This is a genomic window from Nocardia sp. JCM 34519.1 (genome assembly GCF_020361265.1).
Classification (GTDB): Bacteria; Actinomycetota; Actinomycetes; order Mycobacteriales; family Mycobacteriaceae; genus Nocardia; species Nocardia arthritidis_A.
In genome coordinates, this window is record NZ_JAIRBR010000009.1 from 100,788 (window position 1) to 119,658 (window position 18,871).

Below are 18,871 nucleotides of genomic sequence, written 5' to 3' on the forward strand. Positions count from 1 at the left end.
ACCGTGGCTCGATGGCGCAGCGGCGGTCGGCGGGTTCGACGTTGATAAGACGCCGTCGCATATCTGGACTGTTGACTACTTAGTGGGATGTCGGCGGACGGGACTGCGGCGGGGGCAATAGGGTGGGCGTATGTCCTCTGAGCGCCTGTATTTTCGTCAGTTGCTGTCGGGTCGCGACTATGCCGTCGGCGATCCGATCGCGACGCAGATGCGCAATTTCGCCTACCTGATCGGCGATCGGGAGACGGGCGAATGTGTGGTGGTCGATCCGGCGTACGCGGCGAGCGACCTCGTCGACGCCGCCGCGGCGGACGGGCTGCGGTTGACCGGTGTGCTCGCCACCCACCATCACCCGGACCACGTCGGCGGCACCATGCTCGGCTTCACGCTGGGCGGGGTCCGGGAACTGCTCGAAAATGTCAGCGTCCCAGTGCATGTCAACGCGCAGGAGCTGGACTGGGTGGCCAATGTCACCGGTATCGCACCGAGCGAGCTCACCGGGCACGAGCACGGCGACAAGATCGCCGTCGGCGCCTTCGAGATCGAACTGCTGCACACCCCGGGCCACACACCGGGCAGCCAATGCTTCCTGTTCGACAACCGGCTGATCGCGGGCGACACCCTGTTCGTCGACGGATGCGGCCGCACCGACTTCCCCGGCGGCGACTCCGACGAAATGTTCCGCAGCCTCCGCTATCTCGCCGGACTGCAGGGCGATCCGGTGGTGTATCCGGGGCACTGGTACTCCGCCGAACCGTCCGCGAGCCTGTCCTACGTCCGCGACAACAACTACGTCATGCGGCCGCAGACCCTCGAGCAATGGCACATGTTCATGCCCGGCTGATCACATCGGGGTCATCCAGCCGTGGATATCGGCGAAGGTGCCGCGCTGGATGCCGGTGAGGGTGTCGCGCAGGGCCATGGTGACCTCGCCGGGCTCGCCGCCGTTGATGGCGAATTCGCCCTCCTCGGTCCGCACCCAGCCGACCGGGGTGATCACGGCGGCGGTTCCGCAGCCGAAAACCTCGGTGATCTCACCGGATTCGGCACCCTTGCGCCATTCCTCGACGGAGATCTTGCGCTCCTCGACCACATAGCCGGAGTCGGCGGCCAGGGTGAGCAGCGAGTCGCGGGTGATGCCGGGCAGCAGTGACCCGGACAATTCGGGGGTGACCAGGCGCGCCTGCGAACCCGACCCGAAGACGAAGAACAGGTTGTTGGTGCCCATTTCCTCGACGTAGCGCCGCTCGCACGCGTCCAGCCAGACCACCTGGTCGCAGCCCTTCTCGGTGGCCTGCGCCTGGGCCAGCAGCGAGGCGGCGTAGTTGCCTGCCACCTTGGCCTCACCGGTGCCGCCGGGTGCGGCGCGCACGTATTCGGTGGACAGCCACACCCGCACCGGCTTCACACCGCGCGGGAAGTAGGCGCCCGCCGGCGAACCGAGTAGCAGGTACTTGTACGCGGAGGCGGGTTTCACGCCGAGGCCCGCCTCGGTGGCGAACATGAACGGGCGCAGGTACAGCGATTCCTCGCCACCCGCGGGCGGCACCCAGTCGGCGTCGACGGCCAGCAGCTGGCGCACGGATTCGATGAACAGCTCGTCGGGCAGTTCGGCCATCGCCATCCGGCGCGCGGACCGGCGGAAGCGGGCGGCATTGGCATCGATGCGGAAACAGGAGATGCTGCCGTCGTGCTGACGGTAGGCCTTCAGACCCTCGAAGATGGCCTGACCGTAGTGGAAGACCATGGTGGCCGGATCCATCGGAAGCGGACCGTACGGCGTGACCTTCGCATTGCCCCAGCCCTCGCCCTCGACGTAGTCGACGGACACCATGTGGTCGGTGAAGAAGCGCCCGAATCCGGGTGCCGCCAGAATTTCCTGTACCCGCTGCGCCGGAGTAGGGGCGGGATGCGGAACACGACTGAACTGTGCGGCGACGGTCATAGCCCCGATCCTATCCGGGCGGATTCGCTCAGGTGCGCCCGATCCGCTAACCCGGTTGCCAAGCTGCCCCCACCAGGTGGACCAGCGTATTCCCGCAATACGCCCATTCCTGAGCAGCTTGCACAGCAACGCCCGGCCGATCCCCGCGTCCACTGAGCAAAACGTGCCGACCGCGCACACCTGTCAGGCACGCTCACACATCGAAAATCCCCCATTCCGAACACGACTCGCCGAATGCGACACGCCATGTGCGTGCGGACAGCGATTCGGCACCCACGATGAAGCGAAATCCGCAGGTCGGCAACGCGTCTCATCGTCAGGCACGGGCCTGTGATCGGTGCGCCGGATTGCCGGTGACACCACACCGACGACATCCGACGCACCGATCAACTTTGCGCCATAACGATTTACGCGGTACGAGCCGCCACGAACGGCGGACGAACAACCTCACAGCGCAGCCGACGACCGCGCACGTCCACCTCCACCTCGGCGCCCGGCTCGATACCCGCCGCGGTGTCGAGCAGCGCGAGTGCGATACCGATCTTCAACGTGGGCGAGAAAGTACCGGAGGTGGTCTCGCCCACGGTCTCGCCATCCCGCAGCACGGCCTGACCCTGGCGTAGTACGCCACGGTCGAGTGCCTTCAGCCCCAACAGGATTCGGCGGGGGCCCGCCGACTTCTCCTGTTCCAGCGCGGCCTTGCCCCAGAACTGCGGCTTCTTCCAGCCGACCGCCCAGCCGCAGCGCGCCTGCACCGGCGAGATCTCCGTCGACAATTCGTGGCCGTGCAGCGGGTAGCCCATTTCGGTGCGCAGGGTGTCGCGGGCGCCGAGCCCGGCGGGTTGGCCGCCCGCCGCCCGCACCTGTTCGGTCAGCGCGCGGAACAGCGGTTCGGCGTCGGCCCAGCGGGGCAGCAGTTCGTAGCCGTGTTCACCGGTGTAGCCGGTGCGGCAGACGCGCACCGGGCGACCCTCCCATTCGGCGTCGGTGTACGCCATGTACTCCTGGTCGGTCGGCAGGCCGAGCGCGGTGAGCACCTCGGTCGATTTCGGGCCCTGCACCGCGAATACCGCGTAGTCGCGGTGTTCGTCGGTGATGGTGATGCCCTCCGGCGCGGCCTTCTGCAGTTCGGCGACGACGGCGGCGGTGTTGGCGGCGTTGGGCACCAGGAAGATCTCGTCGTCGGCGACGTAGTAGGCGATCAAGTCGTCGATCACGCCGCCGTCGGGCGTGCAGCACAGCGTGTACTGCGCCTTGCCCGGCCGGATCCGGCCGAGGTCGTTGGTGAGCGCCGAATTCACGAATTCGGCTGCGCCCGCACCGCGCACCGTCGCCTTGCCGAGGTGGCTGACGTCGAACAACCCGACCGCGGTGCGCACCGACTGGTGCTCGGCGACCGTGCCCGCGTACGAGACGGGCATCTCCCACCCGCCGAACGGCGCGAATGTGGCGCCCAGCTCGGCATGGACGGCATGAATGGGGCCTTGCAGCAGGTTCGAGTCGGTCACGGGGCGAGCTTAACCGCCCGATACCGCGCCTGGGCCGCTACCCGGCGGATCATGGGATGAAGCAGATCTCGGCCGCGGATTACCCGCGAAACCACATCGGGCGCAAGGTCGGTCCGGACTCCGGCAGCTCATGAGTGACCGGCTCGGCAGTGAAACCGTGCCGCGCGTACAGCCGGGCCGAGCCCTCGGTGCTGGCCTCCAGGAATACCGGCAGACCGCGATCCGACGCGGCCTTCAACCGGTCGGCCAGTATCGCCGAGGTCGAACCCTTCCCCCGGTGTTCCGGGCGGGTGACCACGATCTGCAAATAGCCGTGCGGGAATTCGCGCGGATGTTCACGCGCCAGCAACTCCATGACCTCCGCCGCACGGCGTACCGGACGCACATCCGGCAGCGCGTCGGCCTGCGCCCGGGTCTCTACTGCCACCGCGGTCGCGCGATCGAGGTCGGTGAGCGTCTGCCAGATCGATACCGTCCAGATCTCGGCGCCGGGCCCGGCCACCCAGATCTCGTCCTCGGCCAGCGCGGTATCGATCAGTTCCGGCACGAACCCGGCCTGAATCGCCTCGACCGGATAGCCCGCCGAAATCCATTCGAACACCGCCTCGTCGGCGTTCGCGGCGGCGTAGGCGGCGATCAGCGCGTCCCGATCGGCCGCGCCCGCCCGGCGCACCGTCAATCCGGTTTCCATCCATACCCTTTCGTTCGTTGCCGACCACTCGCCAACGTAGCGGCGCGCCGGCGCGATGGCACGAAATCGGGCATCGGCGGTGTGACCGGATCCGTCCACCGCGAACCGACCGCATAGCCTGTGCCCATGACAGCTGTTGCAGATCGCCCACTCGGACCGGAACTGGCCCGTGTCCAAACCATCGGACCCGATACCGATGTGCTCGTCATCGGACTCACCTCCTCCGATGCCGGTCCCGCGATCGCCCCCGCCGACCTGTTCGGCGACATTCTCACCGACGACCTGCGCGCCGAACTGCTCGACCAACTGGGCGCGGTCGGCGCCAAGGGCAAGGCGGAGGAATCGCACCGGATCCCCGCGCCGTCCGGACTGGCCGGCGTCACCAGCGTGCTCGCGGTCGGCCTCGGCGCGCCCGACAAGGTCGACGCCGAACAGATCCGCCGCTCGGCCGGTACCGCGGCGCGCGCGCTGACCGGCACCGAACTCGTCGCGACCACCCTCGGCGGACTGGATCTCGGTGCCGCGGCGGAGGGTTTCTACCTGGGGGCGTACTCGTTCACTCCGTTCCGCTCGGACAAGTCGGCGCCCAAGCCCGACGAGCGTCCGGTGGCTCGGGTCGAATTCCTCGTTCCCGAACCGGAATTCGGTGACGCCGCGCTCACCCGTGCGCAGTTGGTCGCCGAGGCCGTCGCCACCGCACGGGATTTCGTGAACACCCCGCCCAGCCACCTCTACCCGGCCGAATTCGCCTCGCGCGCACAGGCATTGGCCGAGGGCGCCGGGCTGGAGGTCGAGGTGCTCGACGAAAAGGCCTTGGAGGCAGCCGGTTACGGCGGCGTGCTCGGGGTCGGCAAGGGTTCGTCGCGGCCGCCGCGGCTGATCCGGATCACCTACCAGGGCGGCCCGAAGAAGGTCGCGCTGATCGGCAAGGGCATCACCTTCGACACCGGCGGCATCTCCATCAAGCCCGCGCAGAACATGGAGAATATGACCTCCGATATGGCGGGCGCGGCCGCCGTCGTGGCCACCACACTGCTGGCGGCGCGCCTCGGCGTGCCGGTCACGGTCACCGCGACGGTGCCGATGGCGGAGAACATGCCGTCGGCCACCGCACAGCGGCCGGGCGATGTGCTCACCCAGTACGGCGGCACCACCGTCGAGGTGATCAACACCGACGCCGAGGGACGGCTGATCCTGGCCGACGCCATCGTGCGGGCCGGTGAGGACGGTCCCGACTACCTGATCGACGTCGCGACCCTGACCGGCGCGCAGCTCGTCGCACTCGGCACCCGCACGCCCGGCGTGATGGGCACCGACGAATTCCGCGACCGGGTCGCCAGGATCTCCCGCGAGGTGGGCGAGAACGGCTGGGCCATGCCGCTGCCCGCCGATCTGCGGCCCGACCTGAACTCCAAGATCGCCGACCTGGCCAATGTCGCCGCGCACCGCAATGGCGGCATGCTGCTGGCCGGGCTGTTCCTCAAGGAGTTCGTGCCCGAGGGCGTGCAGTGGGCGCACCTGGACGTCGCGGGTCCGGCGTACAACACCGGCGGACCGTTCGGCTACATCGGCAAGGGCGGCACCGGCGTTCCGGTGCGCACCCTCATCGCGGTGATCGAGGATATCGCGGCCGAGTAATCGTTTCGTCCCGTGACGCGACGGCCCATCGGATCCCGGTGGGCCGTTTCGATGCGTAAGGCATTCGGCGACAATCGGATCGATAGCTGGAAACTATAGATCGCGCAGATCCTCGTCCATGGCCCGCTTCCGCTCGGCCCGCCTGCGCGCGTCGTAGTCCCGCATCCGTTGCGGATATCCGGTTTTACCGACGTCGTAGACCGGGATCCGCAAATCACGGGCAAGCCGCTGCGCACCCTGCTCGCCGACGAGTCGGCGGGTCCATTCGCCGTCCGCCGCGACCAGCACGACCGTGACATCGGTCACCGCCGTCTTCGGTTCGACGAAGCCTTCCACGCCGACATGGGTGCGCACCCACTCGGCGAGGTACCTGGCGTCGTCATTCCCCCGGAAACCGGGACGCGGCCCGCCGCCCCCGGTTGCGGCGCCACGGAAACGATCCAGCAAACCCATCGACGCCGACCTCCTTTCCAACCCGGAGAAGCACTGCCCGCCGGTTATTCCATCTTGCCAGCTGCCGACTCTCCCCCGCCCTGTGCTACACCGCACCCGGACGAGTGCAAGGATGGTCGCGGTACAAGAACCACACGGATCTCCGGTGCCGCGCAGAATGATCGGCGGCTTCCGGGCTCCCGCCGCAAACCGCGGTGCGGTGTCCGCCAGAGATCAACTGTTGTAGAACCCGTCGAGCAGTCAGAGGAGTCAACGGACATGGCCTTCTCCGTCCAGATGCCGGCTCTTGGTGAGAGCGTCACCGAGGGAACGGTGACCAGGTGGCTGAAGCAGGAAGGAGACACGGTCGAGGTCGACGAGCCCCTGCTCGAGGTCTCCACCGACAAGGTCGACACCGAGATCCCGTCCCCCGCGGCGGGCGTGCTGTCGAAGATCGTCGCCAAGGAGGACGACACCGTCGAGGTCGGCGGCGAACTGGGTGTGATCAGCGGTGCGGACGAAGCCCCCGCCGCGTCGCCCGCGCCAGCCCCCGAGGCCGCGCCCGCCCCCGCCCCGGCGCCCGCCGCGTCGGAGCCCGCGCCCGCACCGGCCGCTCAGGCCCCGGCGCCCGAGCCCGCCCCGGCAGCCGCCCCCGCCGCCCCCGCCTCCGGCACCTCGGTGAAGATGCCCGAGCTCGGCGAGTCGGTGACCGAGGGCACCGTCACCCGCTGGCTCAAGGCCGTCGGTGATCAGGTGGCCGTCGACGAGCCGCTGCTCGAGGTCTCCACCGACAAGGTCGACACCGAGATCCCGTCGCCGGTCGCGGGCACCCTGCTGGAGATCACCGCGCAGGAAGACGATGTGGTCGCCGTCGGCGGTCAGCTCGGCGTGATCGGCTCCGGCGCACCGGCCGCCGCGGCTCCGGCCCCGGCTGCTCCTGCCCCGGCACCGGCCGCTCCGACCCCCGCACCGGCCCCGGCCCCCGCACCTGCTCCGGCACCTGCGCCCGCACCGGCCGCCGCCGCACCCGCACCGGCCCCCGCGCCCGCTCCGGCCGCGACCGCACCCGCTCCGGCCGCAGCGCCGTCCGGCAACGGTGCGACCCCGTATGTCACCCCGCTGGTGCGCAAGCTGGCCGAGGAGAACGGTGTCGACCTGGCGTCGGTCAGCGGCTCCGGCGTCGGCGGCCGCATCCGCAAGCAGGACGTGCTCGCCGCCGCCGAGGCCAAGAAGGCACCAGCCGCTGCCGCCGCACCGGCACCCGCCCCCGCCGCCAAGGCTCCGGCCGCCGCGTCCGCCGCCCAACGCCCGCAGCTCGCGCAGCTGATCGGCACGGTCCAGAAGGCCAGCCGCATCCGGCAGATCACCGCGACCAAGACCCTGGAATCGCTGCAGACCACCGCGCAGCTCACCCAGGTGCACGAGGCCGATGTCACCAAGATCGCGCACCTGCGCGCGCAGGCCAAGGCGGCGTTCAAGGAGCGCGAGGGCGTCAACCTGACGTTCCTGCCGTTCTTCGCCAAGGCCGTCGTCGAGGCGCTCGGCGTGCACCCGAACGTGAACGCCAGCTACAACCAGGACACCAAGGAGATCACCTACCACGCGAAGGTGCACCTCGGCATCGCCGTCGACACCGAGCAGGGCCTGATCTCCCCGGTCATCCACAACGCCAGCGACCTGTCGCTGGCCGGTCTGGCCCGTGCCATCGCCGATATCGCCAACCGGGCCCGCAACGGCGGCCTGAAGCCGGACGAGTTGGCCGGCGGCACCTTCACCATCACCAATATCGGCAGCCAGGGCGCGCTGTTCGACACCCCGATCCTGATGCCGCCGCAGGCGGGCATGCTCGGCACGGGCGCGATCGTCAAGCGCCCGGTGGTGGTGACCGACGAGACCGGTAACGAATCCATCGGCGTCCGCTCGATGTGCTACCTGCCGCTCACCTACGATCACCGCCTCATCGACGGTGCGGATGCCGGTCGCTTCCTGACCACCATCCGGCACCGGCTCGAGGAAGCGGCGTTCGAGGCCGACCTCGGTCTGTAAGCCGAATGAAGGTCGTGATCGCCGGCTCGTCCGGCCTGATCGGGACGGCGCTCGTCGCGGCACTGCGCCGCGACGGGCACGAGGTGGCCCGTCTGGTGCGCCGTCCCACCGCGGCCCCCGACGAATTCCGCTGGGATCCCGCGCGGGCCGAGCTGGACGAGCGGGCGCTGCGCGGGGCGGACGCGGCGGTCAATCTGTGCGGCGCCGGACTCGGGCGACGCCGCTGGAACGGCAGCTTCAAACAGGAGCTGCGGGACAGCCGCATCACCCCGACCGACGTCTTGGCCAACGCGGTGGCCGCCGCCGGGGTGCCGGTGCTGGTGAACGCCAGCGGCGTGCACTACTACGGCGGCGCCACCGGTGACCGGGTGGTCGACGAATCCGCTTCCGCCGGAACGGGTTTCCTCGCGACGCTGTGCCAGGACTGGGAGGCGGCCACCCGGCCCGCCGCCGACGCGGGCGTGCGAACGGTGCTGCTGCGCAGTGCGGTGGTGCTCGCGGGCGGCGGCGGCATGCTCGGCATGCTGCGGCCGCTGTATTCGCTCGGCCTCGGCGGCAGGCTCGGTGACGGGCGCCAATACACGCCCTGGATCTCGCTGGACGACGAGATCGGTGCGATCCTCTTCGCACTCGATACCGAAACCATTGCGGGACCGATCAATTCGGTCGGCCCGGCGCCGGTGACCAATGCCGAGTTCACCCGCGCCCTCGGCCGCGTGCTGCATCGCCCGACCCCGTTCGTCGTACCCGCCTTCGCCCTGCGCGCCCTGGTCGGTGAATTCGCGGAGGAGGCGATTCTGCACGGCCCCAGGGCGATTCCGACCGCCCTCGAAGAGGCGGGCTATCAGTTCCATCACCCGACCATCGGCGCCGCGCTGGCGGCGACGCTGGGCCGAAGCGGAGATCCACGATGAAGGTGCGCGACGCGACCACCGCCGACCTACCGGCGATTCTCGCGATCCACAACGCGAATATCGCCACCTCGGCGGCGATTTGGGATATCGAGCAGGTCGGCATCGCCGACCGGGAGGCCTGGTTCGCGAACCGGACCGCGGCGGGGCAGCCGGTGCTCGTCACCGAAATCGATGGCGAGTTGGCGGGTTACGCGAGTTACGGTCCGTGGCGGCCGAAGGTCGGCTACCGGTACACGGTGGAGAATTCGGTGTACGTCGACGAGCGGTTCCAGCGGCGCGGGGTGGCGACGCTGCTGCTCACCGAATTGCTCGACCGGGCGCGCCGAGCCGGTGACGTGCACGCGGTGATCGCCGGGATCGAGTCGACCAACAGCGCGTCGATCGCGTTGCACGAGCGTTTCGGCTTCGTCACCATCGGCCGGTTCCCGGAGGTGGGCCGCAAGTTCGACCGCTGGCTGGATCTGACGCTGATGCAACTGACCATTCCGGTCGAGGTCCGATAAGTATTGCCGCGCAACCGGTTCGAACCGGTAGGAATTGTCCGCGAAATACTTCCACCTGGACATTTCCGGTCGCCTATCCGGTAAACCCGGCAACCGTGTGGCACTCCACACACCCGGCCAGTGGAATATCGTAAAGACCTCAGCGTACCGTCGATCCCGTGAACGACTCGCGCACCACTTGGTCCGCTCGCTTCGACAGCACCCCCGTCGTGGTCGAGGATCTCGGACTGATCGACTATTACGCCGCATGGGACCTGCAGCGCGAGATCGCCGGACAGCGTGCCGACGGGCTGGGCAGCGACCATCTGCTGCTGCTCGAGCACCCCAGCGTCTACACCGCGGGCAGGCGCACCGAGGCGGAGGACATGCCGATCGACGGCAGCCCCGTCATCCAGGTCGACCGCGGCGGCAAGATCACCTGGCACGGGCCCGGGCAGCTGGTCGGCTATCCGATCGTGCGCCTGGCCGAACCCGTCGACGTGGTGAATTACGTGCGCAGGCTCGAAGAGGCGCTGATCACCGTCTGCACCGAGATGGGCGTGGTGTGCGGCCGGGTCGAGGGCCGGTCCGGCGTGTGGCTACCGGCCACCGAGCTCTACTCCGAGCGCAAGATCGCCGCCATCGGCGTGCGGGTGCAGCGCGGCGTCGCCCTGCACGGCATCTCGCTGAACTGCAATTCCGCGATGGACGGCTTCCAGGCGATCGTGCCGTGCGGTATCCGCGACGCCGGTGTCACCACGCTGTCGCGCGAACTCGGCCGCGAGGTGACGGTGGCCGAGGTGAAGCGGCCGGTGGCCGCCGCGATCGTCCGCGCGCTGGAGGGCGAACTTCCGGTTACCGCACACGATATCTCGCACGTCACACCGGCAAGGACACGCTGACAGCAAGCGATCAGCTAGGCGTAAGGTCGACTAAGTGACCTCAGCTTCAGCACCGGCAGGACGCAAGCTTCTGCGTATCGAGGCGCGCAACGCGGAGACCCCGATCGAGCGCAAACCCAACTGGATTCGCACCCGCGCGACCATGGGACCCGAGTACTCCGAACTCAAGGGCCTGGTCAAACGCGAGGGCCTGCACACGGTGTGCGAGGAGGCGGGCTGTCCCAACATCTTCGAATGCTGGGAGGACCGCGAGGCGACGTTCCTGATCGGCGGCGAGCAGTGCACGCGGCGCTGCGACTTCTGCCAGATCGATACCGGTAAGCCCGCCGCGCTGGACCGCGACGAGCCGCGCCGGGTCGCCGAGAGCGTGCAGGCGATGGGCCTGCGCTACTCCACCATCACCGGCGTCGCCCGCGACGATCTCCCCGACGGCGGCGCCTGGCTGTACGCCGAAACCGTGCGCGCCATCAAGAAACTCAACCCGAACACCGGCGTCGAACTGCTCATCCCGGATTTCAACGCCGATCCCGCGCAGCTGGCCGAGGTGTTCGGCGCGCGTCCGGAGGTGTTGGCGCACAATCTGGAAACGGTGCCGCGCATCTTCAAGCGGATCCGGCCCGCCTTCCGCTACGAGCGTTCGCTGTCGGTGCTCACCGCGGCGCGCGCGGCCGGACTGGTGACCAAGTCCAATCTGATCCTCGGCATGGGCGAGACCCCCGACGAGGTGACCCAGGCGATGCGCGACCTGCACGAGGCGGGCTGCGACATCCTCACCATCACCCAGTACCTGCGGCCGTCGCCGCGGCACCACCCGGTGGATCGCTGGGTGAAGCCGGAGGAGTTCGTCGCGCATTCGAAGGTGGCCGAGGAGATCGGTTTCGCCGGTGTGATGGCCGGACCGCTGGTCCGTTCGTCGTACCGCGCCGGACGCCTCTACGCGCAGGCGATGCGCCATCACGGCCGCGAAATCCCGGAAACCATGGCACATCTCGCCGAGGAGGGCACCGCGGCGCAGGAAGCCAGCGCGGTACTCGCCCGCTTCGGCAACTGAATTTTCACGTCGGTCGGGCCCTCGCATCGGATGCGGGGGCCCGAGGCGCGCCATGGGCGGGGAACGATCTCGAGCGAAGCGTGTGCGCCGGGTGAACGTTGGTGGGAAGCTCGAAGTACAGCAGGTGTTTGCGGTGTGAACGACGGGTCAGGAGGCGGCGAAGCGTAAACCACGCTGGCCGTCGCGCGCACCGCCAATCGACACAGCGGGAGCGGAACCACCATGGTCGAGAAGACGAGTGCACCCGCAGAGGTGAACGGCAAGGCGATGGCGGCGGAGCGGCCGGAGGCCATCCGCAATGTTGTCCTGGTCGGCCCGAGCGGATCCGGTAAGACGACGCTGGTCGAGGCGCTTGCGCTGACCACGGGCGCGCTGAACAGGGCGGGCCGCGTCGAGGACGGCACATCGCTGTCCGACTACGACGAGATCGAGCACCGCCAGCATCGCTCGGTGCAGCTCTCGGTGGTCCCGCTGCTGTGGGACGGCATCAAGATCAACCTGTTGGATACCCCCGGCTACGCCGATTTCGTCGGCGAACTGCGGGCCGGACTGCGCGCGGCGGATGCGGCGCTGTTCGTGGTGAACGCCGCCGAGGCCACCGAAACCGTCGGCGGCGCAACGCATGTGCTGTGGCAGGAGTGCGCGCACCTCGGTATGCCGCGGGCGATCGTGCTCACCCACCTCGACGCCGCGCAGGACGAATTCGACCAGGTCGTGCAGACCTGCCGCACCATACTCGGCGCCGATTCCCCGGAAAGTATGCTGCCGCTGCATCTTCCGATCTACGAGGGGAAGAGCCGCACCGTCACCGGACTGATCGATCTGCTCGGGCAACGGACCGTCGACTACTCCTCCGGCGAACGCAAACTCATCGACGGCATCGACGCCGACGGCGCGCGCGACCGCCTCATCGAGGGCATCATCGCCGAGAGCGAGGACGAGACGCTCATGGAGCGCTACCTCGGCGGCGACGAAATCGATACGGCCACATTGATTTCCGATCTGGAGCGGGCCGTCGCCCGGGGCAGCTTCCACCCGCTGCTCATCGCGGCGCCCGCGCCGGAGGGCGCACGGCACGGCCTCGGCACGGTCGAACTGCTGGAGCTGATCGTCGGCGGATTCCCAACGCCCACAGAACATCCCGCACCGTCGGCGCACACCATCGACGGCGGCGCGACCACACCCCTCACCTGCGATCCGGCCGGACCCCTTGCGGCGGAGGTGATCCGGACCATGTCGGATCCGTACGTCGGCAGAGTGTCGTTGGTCCGTGTCTTCTCCGGCACGCTGCACCCCGATGAGACGGTGCACGTGTGCGGACACGGCACGGACCGTCCGGAGGCCGATCACGATATCGACGAGCGCGTCGGCGCGGTCAGCGCGCCGTTCGGCAAGCAGCAGCGGCCGCTCGGCCAGGCCATCGCGGGCGATATCGCCTACGTCACCAAACTCGGGCACGCAGAGACCGGTGACACCGTCTCCGCGAAGGCGACCCCGCTGCTGATCGAGCCGTGGACCATGCCGGATCCGCTGCTGCCGGTCGCGGTGCACGCGCACAGCAAGGCCGATGAGGACAAGCTGTCCCAGAGCCTGACCAGGCTCGTCGCCGAGGATCCGACCATACGGCTGGAGCAGAACAGCCAAACCCATCAGATCGTGCTGTGGTGCCTCGGCGAGGCGCATCGCGACGTCGCGCTGGAGCGGCTGCGCACCCGCTACGGCGTGCAGGTGGACCTGGTGGAACATCGGGTGGCGCTGCGGGAGACGTTCGCGGGCAAGGCCACCGGGCGCGGGCGGCACGTCAAACAGTCCGGCGGGCACGGGCAGTACGCCATCTGCGAGATCGAGGTGGAGCCGCTGCCCGGCGGATCCGGTATCGAATTCGTGGACAAGGTGGTCGGCGGCGCGGTGCCCCGGCAGTTCATACCGTCGGTGGAGAAGGGTGTGCGGGCGCAGGCCGCGCGCGGACTGGTCGCCGGAAATCCGTTGGTGGACATCAGGATAACGCTCTACGACGGGAAGGCGCATTCGGTCGACTCCTCCGACGCGGCCTTCCAGATGGCGGGTGCGCTCGCACTGCGCGAGGCCGCCGCCGCTACCCGGATCAGCCTGCTGGAGCCGATAGCCGAGGTGAGCGTCGAGGTTTCGGACGACTATCTCGGCCCGGTGATGAGCGATCTGTCCGGGCGCCGCGGCCGCGTCGTCGGCACCGAACCATCCGGGACCGGCCGCACCACGGTTCGCGCCGAGGTGCCCGAACTCGAACTCGCCCGCTACGCAATAGATCTGCGCTCGCTCTCGCACGGCACCGGCCGCTTCACCCGCGCCTATCTGCGGCACGAATCGATGCCGCCCCAGCTCGCCGAGACGCTGCGCGAACAGACCAAAGCCAACACCTGACCCGGGCCTGCGAGTATGGTCGAGCGCGGGGCGGAGATGTCGTACGCCCCTGCTCATCCGGACTGTCGGAGCGAAAGTTGCTTGCTCATGCGGGTATTCGTGGCGAAAGGCGCGGCGGCCGGTTCCACGGCGCTGCTCGGCGAGCGCGGGCGGGAGTGGCCCGCGGTATGGCAGGGTGACGATCCCGCCGAACCCGGCCGGGAGTACGACATCGAGGTCGATATCGACGGTGTCGCACGGTGGCTGCCCGCCGAGCCGGAGTGGTCGGGCATCGCCGGCGTGAACGGTGCCGTGGTGGTCAGCGGCGTGGTGGCGAGCGTCGACGAGGATGTTTTCGCGGTGGACCTCGAACCCGGGCTCGCGGTGGTCGATCCCGTCGAGGATATGCCCGAACTGCGGCCGGGACAGCGCATCCGGTTCGCCGCTACCTCGATCACGGTATTCCCCAGCAACATCTGATTCGGCCGTGGCCGAAAGAGGGTGCGCGGCGGGCGTACCGGTTCGTAGGCTGCCCCTATGGACACTCCTCAGGGGCCGTTATGAAGCGGGTCGTGCTGACCTCGGAGGATCTGCTGCGGGTGCGCGTCGGCGCGCCGCTCGGCGCGCTCGGTGAAACCATGCTCGCTTCGCGGATGCTGCGGCGGGCCCGCCTGGCCATATTCGACGGATGGCGCAGCACGGTGCTGCGCGAAATCCCGTGCGATTTCGGGATGCTCGCCGATCTGGTACCGAATATCAACGAGTTCGTCGATTTGATCACCCCGACCCGCGGCGCGCGCTCGCTGCCGGAGGGGCTGGAAGCGCTGCGGCTGGTGTCCAGGGAGGAGCTGCGGCGCGAAATCGGTTGCACGGTAGGCCGTTTGGCCGCGTCCGGGGACAGGCCGCTGCCCGGCTGGACCGCCAAGCTGCCGGACGCCGACGGTGCCGCGCTGCGCGAGCTCGCGACCGCGGTGGAGGCATTCCACGAGGTGGCGTTCGGCGGGCGCTGGGCGCACGTGCAGTCGTATCTGGAGTCGGCGGCGGACCGGATGGCCCGCGTCATGGCGACCGAAGGTGTGCACGGGCTGTTCGCCGCGCTGCGGCCGCATGTGCGGTGGCATACGCCGGTGCTGGAGGTGATGCGGCTGCGCGGCTGCCACGACATACGGCCGAATGGCCGCGGATTGGTCGTCGTCCCTTCGCTTTTCGTCTGGCCCGAGCCGCTGCTGCTGCGGTCGAGCATCGAAACCGACGGGCCGTACACCCTGCTCGTTCCGGTGCTGCGCGATATCGGCGATCTCGCGACCGCGTGGGGTCCCCGGCCGCCCAACGAGGCGCTCACCGCGCTGCTCGGCCGCACCCGCGCCGCCGCGCTCCAGGCCATCGCCGACGGCTGCACCACCACGCAATTGGCCGGGCAACTGGCCATCTCGCCGGCGACCGCCAGCGAGCATGCCTCGATCCTGCGCGATGCGGGCTTGATCGAGAGCACACGGCACCGCAATTCGGTGCGGCACCAGCTCACCACCCTCGGCGCCGCACTCCTCGACGGCGATCTCGACACCGGAGTGCGGATCGCTTGACGGGCGCTCGCGGGGGGCGCCCGTCTGCCCGCGAGGCCACCGGGATAAAGGGCTTGCGGACCCGTCGGACGACTCGCGACGATGGGCGAGTGGTTGTGTCGGACGGGGTTGTCACGCTGCGGCCCATCGTGATCGCGGACGCCGAGGCGCATCTCGCCGGTGAGGACGACGAGTTGGCGCACTGGCTCAACGGCGGCCGGGGCACGTTGGAATCCGTTGTGGCGCACTTCGATCGATGCGAGCTACGGTGGCGCAACAATGGGGCCAGCCGCACCTTCGCGATCGTCGACGCGGTGAGCGGCACGCTCGCGGGCACCATCGACGCGCACACCAGGCAGCCGTATCTCGCTGTTGGACAAGCGAATCTGGCGTACGGCGTGTACCCCGACTGGCGTAAGCGGGGCTATGCCACCCGTGCCGTCGAACTCGTCTGCCGCTTCCTGGCCGAATCGGAACTCGCGAAATGCGCGGTGATCCGGGTGGATCCGGAGAATGTCGCCTCGGCGGGCGTGGCCCGGCGCGCCGGATTCGCCTTCAGCCACACCACCGAGGACGATGACGGCCGCGTCGACTGGTATCTGCGCGCGGTGTGACTCAGTTGAGATCCGGGTGTTTGGTCAGGTAGTCCGCCGCCGCCAGGCCGAGCCGGTAGGCGTTCTCGATGGCCAGCGGGAAACCCGGTGAGAAGCCGCCGGATTCGACATCGGCCATCGCCTGAGCCACCGTGCGTCCCGGCGGGGGCTGGTCGAAATTGCTTGCGGTGCGCAGGTTCACATACCGGTCCAGTTTGCCCGCGCGGGCCAGCGCGGCGGCCGTGCCGTTGTCCTCCATCTGGGTGGTGCAGTACTTGCCCTTGCCGCCGGTGTGCAGCCCGACGATGTAGGCGGCCTGCGCCGAGGACTGCGCGCCAGAGTAGAAGTTGTCACCGGTCGCCGTATCGCATTGCGCGACATAGGGTTTCATCTCGGTGAGCCCCGGGTACGCGGCCCGTGCCGCGGTCGCTTCCTGACTTTCGGCCAGTGCGACATCCTTGGTGTTGCGGTACACCGCGTCGACCAGCGCGCCGTTCAACTCGTAGACCTGGGTGCTCGGTTTGGCGTGCGGGAGATACCCGTTCGGGATGCTCGGATCGTCCTGCACCAGCACGTGATGCCCCAAATCGACATCCACCACCCAGTGCGCCCAGGCGCCGAAGCCGAGCGTGCCCGCCGCCGGCGGGGTGCCCGCCACGCCCGCGGTGATGAAGTACGCCTTGTCGAGGTTCAGCTTCGGGCTCGCGAGCACGGCCTCGGTCGACAACCCGGCATTCACCTTGCCCATATCGGTGACCATCAGACACAGGCCGGAATCGTTGCAGCGCACCGGCGTCCGCACACCCGCCACCTGGATTTCGTGCGTCCACTGCTGCCGCTCCACCCACGGCTTCGCCTCCGGATCGAACATGGTGATGACCATCGCCCGCACCGGGATCCGATCGTCACCGGAATGCGCGGAACACCCGCCCGCCCCGAGGCCGAGCAGCACCACCGCCGCCACCCCCGCGAACGTCCTGGCCACCATCGATCCTCCTGCCGTCGAAAAATAGGTAATACGCATACCGTATGGGCTGTATTTATCACCCGGTCTGCCGGGGTGCCGGTCCGCGTGTCTCGGTGTTCAATTAGCCGATGGGTAGCAGGCGTACCGGCTCGTTGATCGGCGCGATCGCGGGGCTGATCTTCGTCGTTCTCAATGCCGGGCCGCTCGGCGGCGCGGTTGTCGCGGTGGCCCGGGTGCTCGGCGTCGCCGGATTCGGCGCGGCGATCTGGTACATCATGCGTCGGCCCGCCGACGACGCCCGGCGACCGGATCGTCGCGCGCTGCGGATCTACTGGCTGGCCGTGGCCATAGAGGTGCTTGCCATCGTGGTCGGCGCGCAGGTTCTGGCGCGTGGTTTCCATCGGGCCGACCTCACCGTGCCGTGGGTGGTTTTCGTGGTCGGTGTGCATTTCCTGCCGTTCGCCGCGACCTTCGGCGCGCCGCTGTTCCGTTGGCTCGCTTGGAGTTTGATCGTGGTCGCGATCGCTGGGGCCGGACTGTCAGCGGTGCTGTCGACCGGGCCGTCGTGGACGGGCGTCGCCGCCGGTGTGGTTCTGCTCGGCTTCGCGGTCGCGGGTGCGCGGCGGGGTGGCACATCGCCCGCGCGGTGACCACTGCTGCGTCGATACCGACGGCGGCGGTGGCCGGATCCCTGGTACGCTATGGGCGAATGATCTTGGGCCGCAATGGTCTTATCGAATTTGTCATTCATATTCGTCGTCTCGGCTTTATGCCGCTTGTTTCGTGGTGCCGAAATCGGCCTGCGGCCAGCGCCTGACCGAACTCGACGAATGTATCGAGTGGGCCAGAGGTCTTTTCGGCGATCTGGGATTTGCCGTGAAGGCGTACCCGGACAAGCTGCTGACCGGACTCGAGCCCGATGTATTCGACACCGTCGCGGGTGGCAAGGACCTCGGCGACGTCGGGCTGGACAATCAAATAGCCGGTCTGAAGGCGGGAGACCCCGAGGCGGGCGGTGAAGTGGGTCGGCGCGGATAAACTCCGAACCGAGCCGGGGCGCGCTCGACACCAGTTAGGTTGGTTGTATGGGCTACGAGTTCGCGGTGTTGCCGCCGGGGGTCGCGGCCACGGCGGATGACGTTGCCGCACATATCGATTCGCAGCGAGGCCAGGCGGAAGACCCTGCGCTCACGCCGATCGCGGCCGGGGTGTGCGACTGGAATACCGCGATCCCGGTGTGGAACGCGCGAGCGATGTTCGAGATCATCGGGGATTGTCTGCGGGTAGCGGTGCCGGACCACGCGGGGTGGCGAATGTTGGCGACGCTGGAGGAATTGCTCGCGGATACCGCGTTTCTGCTGTACGACGCCGGGGACAGCACGCTCGGTCCGGTGGAGATGCGGCGTGACGTGCGAGTGAGCCTCGGCGGTGTCAGAACGTTCTCGACGCTGACGCACCGCCGATTGCGGAACTGGTTGCCGCGCTTGGCCGAACTGGCGCCGGCGCCGTTCCTGACCGTCGACAGAGCCGGGACCGACTCGTTCATCCAGACCTATCGCAACGCACCCGACGACTACCGCCTGGAGGTTCGTGACGACGAACATGTCGGCGCGACGGTGCATGACCCGCTGACGGTAGCGGACCTGATCTGGGCTTGGAGCACCGACCGATGGGACGGATACGCCGAACTCGTTTGGGAGCCGGTCGATTGAGAGCCACAGTCACGCCGAGTGCGCGGTCGGGTAGAGACCCGCCTCGAAC

Annotated in this window: 19 protein-coding genes; 14 read left to right on the top strand and 5 right to left on the bottom strand. The window is 68.6% G+C overall.

The features are described from left to right. The first annotated feature begins 130 nt into the window (after nt 1–130). A complete protein-coding gene (locus LGY53_RS22615) occupies nt 131–844 on the top strand; it encodes an MBL fold metallo-hydrolase (RefSeq protein WP_225728690.1) in 714 nt (237 codons plus the stop codon). Here the strand turns inward: LGY53_RS22615 and LGY53_RS22620 are convergent, their stop codons facing one another. From LGY53_RS22620 to LGY53_RS22630, 3 genes are all read right to left on the bottom strand, one after another. After that, nucleotides 845–1,945, bottom strand: a complete 1,101-nt coding sequence (locus tag LGY53_RS22620; RefSeq protein WP_225728691.1) for a branched-chain amino acid aminotransferase — start codon at nt 1,943–1,945, stop codon at nt 845–847. 407 nt (nt 1,946–2,352) lie between these two features. Further along, entirely contained in the window at nt 2,353–3,453 is a 1,101-nt protein-coding gene (gene gcvT / locus LGY53_RS22625; protein ID WP_225728692.1) for a glycine cleavage system aminomethyltransferase GcvT, read from the bottom strand. A 79-nt stretch (nt 3,454–3,532) separates the two neighbouring features. Then, a complete protein-coding gene (locus LGY53_RS22630; RefSeq protein ID WP_225728693.1) occupies nt 3,533–4,144 on the bottom strand; it encodes a GNAT family N-acetyltransferase in 612 nt (203 codons plus the stop codon). Between the two features lie 126 nt (nt 4,145–4,270). On the opposite strand from LGY53_RS22630, the gene LGY53_RS22635 reads away from it, so the two are divergent. Next, nucleotides 4,271–5,782, top strand: coding sequence for a leucyl aminopeptidase (locus LGY53_RS22635; RefSeq protein WP_225728694.1), 1,512 nt, complete (start codon nt 4,271–4,273; stop codon nt 5,780–5,782). A gap of 93 nt (nt 5,783–5,875) precedes the next feature. Here the strand turns inward: LGY53_RS22635 and LGY53_RS22640 are convergent, their stop codons facing one another. Continuing rightward, entirely contained in the window at nt 5,876–6,235 is a 360-nt protein-coding gene (locus LGY53_RS22640; RefSeq protein ID WP_225728695.1) for an oxidoreductase, read from the bottom strand. Nucleotides 6,236–6,493: 258 nt separating this feature from the next. Here LGY53_RS22640 and sucB point away from each other — a divergent pair, with 258 nt between their 5' ends. From sucB to LGY53_RS22685, 9 genes are all read left to right on the top strand, one after another. Next, entirely contained in the window at nt 6,494–8,260 is a 1,767-nt protein-coding gene (gene sucB / locus LGY53_RS22645) for a 2-oxoglutarate dehydrogenase, E2 component, dihydrolipoamide succinyltransferase (protein ID WP_225728696.1), read from the top strand. A gap of 5 nt (nt 8,261–8,265) precedes the next feature. Next, on the top strand, nt 8,266–9,174 hold the full coding sequence (locus tag LGY53_RS22650) for a TIGR01777 family oxidoreductase (protein WP_225728697.1): 909 nt from the start codon (nt 8,266–8,268) through the stop codon (nt 9,172–9,174). Next, nucleotides 9,171–9,677: a GNAT family N-acetyltransferase gene (locus LGY53_RS22655; RefSeq protein WP_225728698.1), complete on the top strand. Its 507-nt coding sequence runs from the start codon at nt 9,171–9,173 to the stop codon at nt 9,675–9,677. The genes LGY53_RS22650 and LGY53_RS22655 overlap by 4 nt, the downstream gene beginning before the upstream one ends. Before the next feature lie 158 nt (nt 9,678–9,835). Beyond that, complete coding sequence (gene lipB, locus LGY53_RS22660) at nt 9,836–10,558, top strand: lipoyl(octanoyl) transferase LipB (RefSeq protein WP_225728699.1); 723 nt, start codon at nt 9,836–9,838, stop codon at nt 10,556–10,558. A 34-nt stretch (nt 10,559–10,592) separates the two neighbouring features. Further along, complete coding sequence (gene lipA / locus LGY53_RS22665) at nt 10,593–11,609, top strand: lipoyl synthase (RefSeq protein WP_225728700.1); 1,017 nt, start codon at nt 10,593–10,595, stop codon at nt 11,607–11,609. A 222-nt stretch (nt 11,610–11,831) separates the two neighbouring features. Continuing rightward, complete coding sequence (locus tag LGY53_RS22670; protein ID WP_225728701.1) at nt 11,832–14,009, top strand: elongation factor G-like protein EF-G2; 2,178 nt, start codon at nt 11,832–11,834, stop codon at nt 14,007–14,009. Nucleotides 14,010–14,096: 87 nt separating this feature from the next. After that, nucleotides 14,097–14,468, top strand: coding sequence for a hypothetical protein (locus LGY53_RS22675; RefSeq protein ID WP_167473761.1), 372 nt, complete (start codon nt 14,097–14,099; stop codon nt 14,466–14,468). An 80-nt stretch (nt 14,469–14,548) separates the two neighbouring features. Next, complete coding sequence (locus LGY53_RS22680; protein WP_225728702.1) at nt 14,549–15,571, top strand: winged helix-turn-helix domain-containing protein; 1,023 nt, start codon at nt 14,549–14,551, stop codon at nt 15,569–15,571. A gap of 89 nt (nt 15,572–15,660) precedes the next feature. Further along, nucleotides 15,661–16,164, top strand: coding sequence for a GNAT family N-acetyltransferase (locus LGY53_RS22685; RefSeq protein WP_225728703.1), 504 nt, complete (start codon nt 15,661–15,663; stop codon nt 16,162–16,164). A 1-nt stretch (nt 16,165) separates the two neighbouring features. Here LGY53_RS22685 and LGY53_RS22690 read toward each other — a convergent pair whose 3' ends face one another. Beyond that, nucleotides 16,166–17,131, bottom strand: a complete 966-nt coding sequence (locus tag LGY53_RS22690; protein ID WP_225728704.1) for a purine nucleoside permease — start codon at nt 17,129–17,131, stop codon at nt 16,166–16,168. 107 nt (nt 17,132–17,238) lie between these two features. Here LGY53_RS22690 and LGY53_RS22695 point away from each other — a divergent pair, with 107 nt between their 5' ends. From LGY53_RS22695 to LGY53_RS22705, 3 genes are all read left to right on the top strand, one after another. Continuing rightward, nucleotides 17,239–17,760 carry a hypothetical protein gene (locus tag LGY53_RS22695; protein WP_225728705.1) on the top strand — a complete coding sequence of 174 codons (522 nt, stop codon included), beginning with the start codon at nt 17,239–17,241 and terminating at the stop codon, nt 17,758–17,760. 133 nt (nt 17,761–17,893) lie between these two features. After that, nucleotides 17,894–18,148 carry a hypothetical protein gene (locus tag LGY53_RS22700; RefSeq protein WP_225728706.1) on the top strand — a complete coding sequence of 85 codons (255 nt, stop codon included), beginning with the start codon at nt 17,894–17,896 and terminating at the stop codon, nt 18,146–18,148. Between the two features lie 47 nt (nt 18,149–18,195). After that, nucleotides 18,196–18,822 carry a hypothetical protein gene (locus tag LGY53_RS22705; RefSeq protein WP_225728707.1) on the top strand — a complete coding sequence of 209 codons (627 nt, stop codon included), beginning with the start codon at nt 18,196–18,198 and terminating at the stop codon, nt 18,820–18,822. Nucleotides 18,823–18,871: the final 49 nt, after the last annotated feature.

Coding starts and splice junctions, on each gene's coding strand:
- LGY53_RS22620 (WP_225728691.1), bottom strand. CDS start 1,945: ATGACCGTCGCCGCACAGTTCAGTCGTGTTCCGCATCCCGCCCCTACT.
- LGY53_RS22635 (WP_225728694.1), top strand. CDS start 4,271: ATGACAGCTGTTGCAGATCGCCCACTCGGACCGGAACTGGCCCGTGTC.
- LGY53_RS22695 (WP_225728705.1), top strand. CDS start 17,239: ATGGGTAGCAGGCGTACCGGCTCGTTGATCGGCGCGATCGCGGGGCTG.
- LGY53_RS22675 (WP_167473761.1), top strand. CDS start 14,097: ATGCGGGTATTCGTGGCGAAAGGCGCGGCGGCCGGTTCCACGGCGCTG.
- LGY53_RS22690 (WP_225728704.1), bottom strand. CDS start 17,131: ATGGTGGCCAGGACGTTCGCGGGGGTGGCGGCGGTGGTGCTGCTCGGC.
- LGY53_RS22640 (WP_225728695.1), bottom strand. CDS start 6,235: ATGGGTTTGCTGGATCGTTTCCGTGGCGCCGCAACCGGGGGCGGCGGG.
- LGY53_RS22630 (WP_225728693.1), bottom strand. CDS start 4,144: ATGGAAACCGGATTGACGGTGCGCCGGGCGGGCGCGGCCGATCGGGAC.
- LGY53_RS22670 (WP_225728701.1), top strand. CDS start 11,832: ATGGTCGAGAAGACGAGTGCACCCGCAGAGGTGAACGGCAAGGCGATG.
- LGY53_RS22650 (WP_225728697.1), top strand. CDS start 8,266: ATGAAGGTCGTGATCGCCGGCTCGTCCGGCCTGATCGGGACGGCGCTC.
- LGY53_RS22680 (WP_225728702.1), top strand. CDS start 14,549: ATGAAGCGGGTCGTGCTGACCTCGGAGGATCTGCTGCGGGTGCGCGTC.
- sucB (WP_225728696.1), top strand. CDS start 6,494: ATGGCCTTCTCCGTCCAGATGCCGGCTCTTGGTGAGAGCGTCACCGAG.
- LGY53_RS22655 (WP_225728698.1), top strand. CDS start 9,171: ATGAAGGTGCGCGACGCGACCACCGCCGACCTACCGGCGATTCTCGCG.
- LGY53_RS22615 (WP_225728690.1), top strand. CDS start 131: ATGTCCTCTGAGCGCCTGTATTTTCGTCAGTTGCTGTCGGGTCGCGAC.
- LGY53_RS22705 (WP_225728707.1), top strand. CDS start 18,196: ATGGGCTACGAGTTCGCGGTGTTGCCGCCGGGGGTCGCGGCCACGGCG.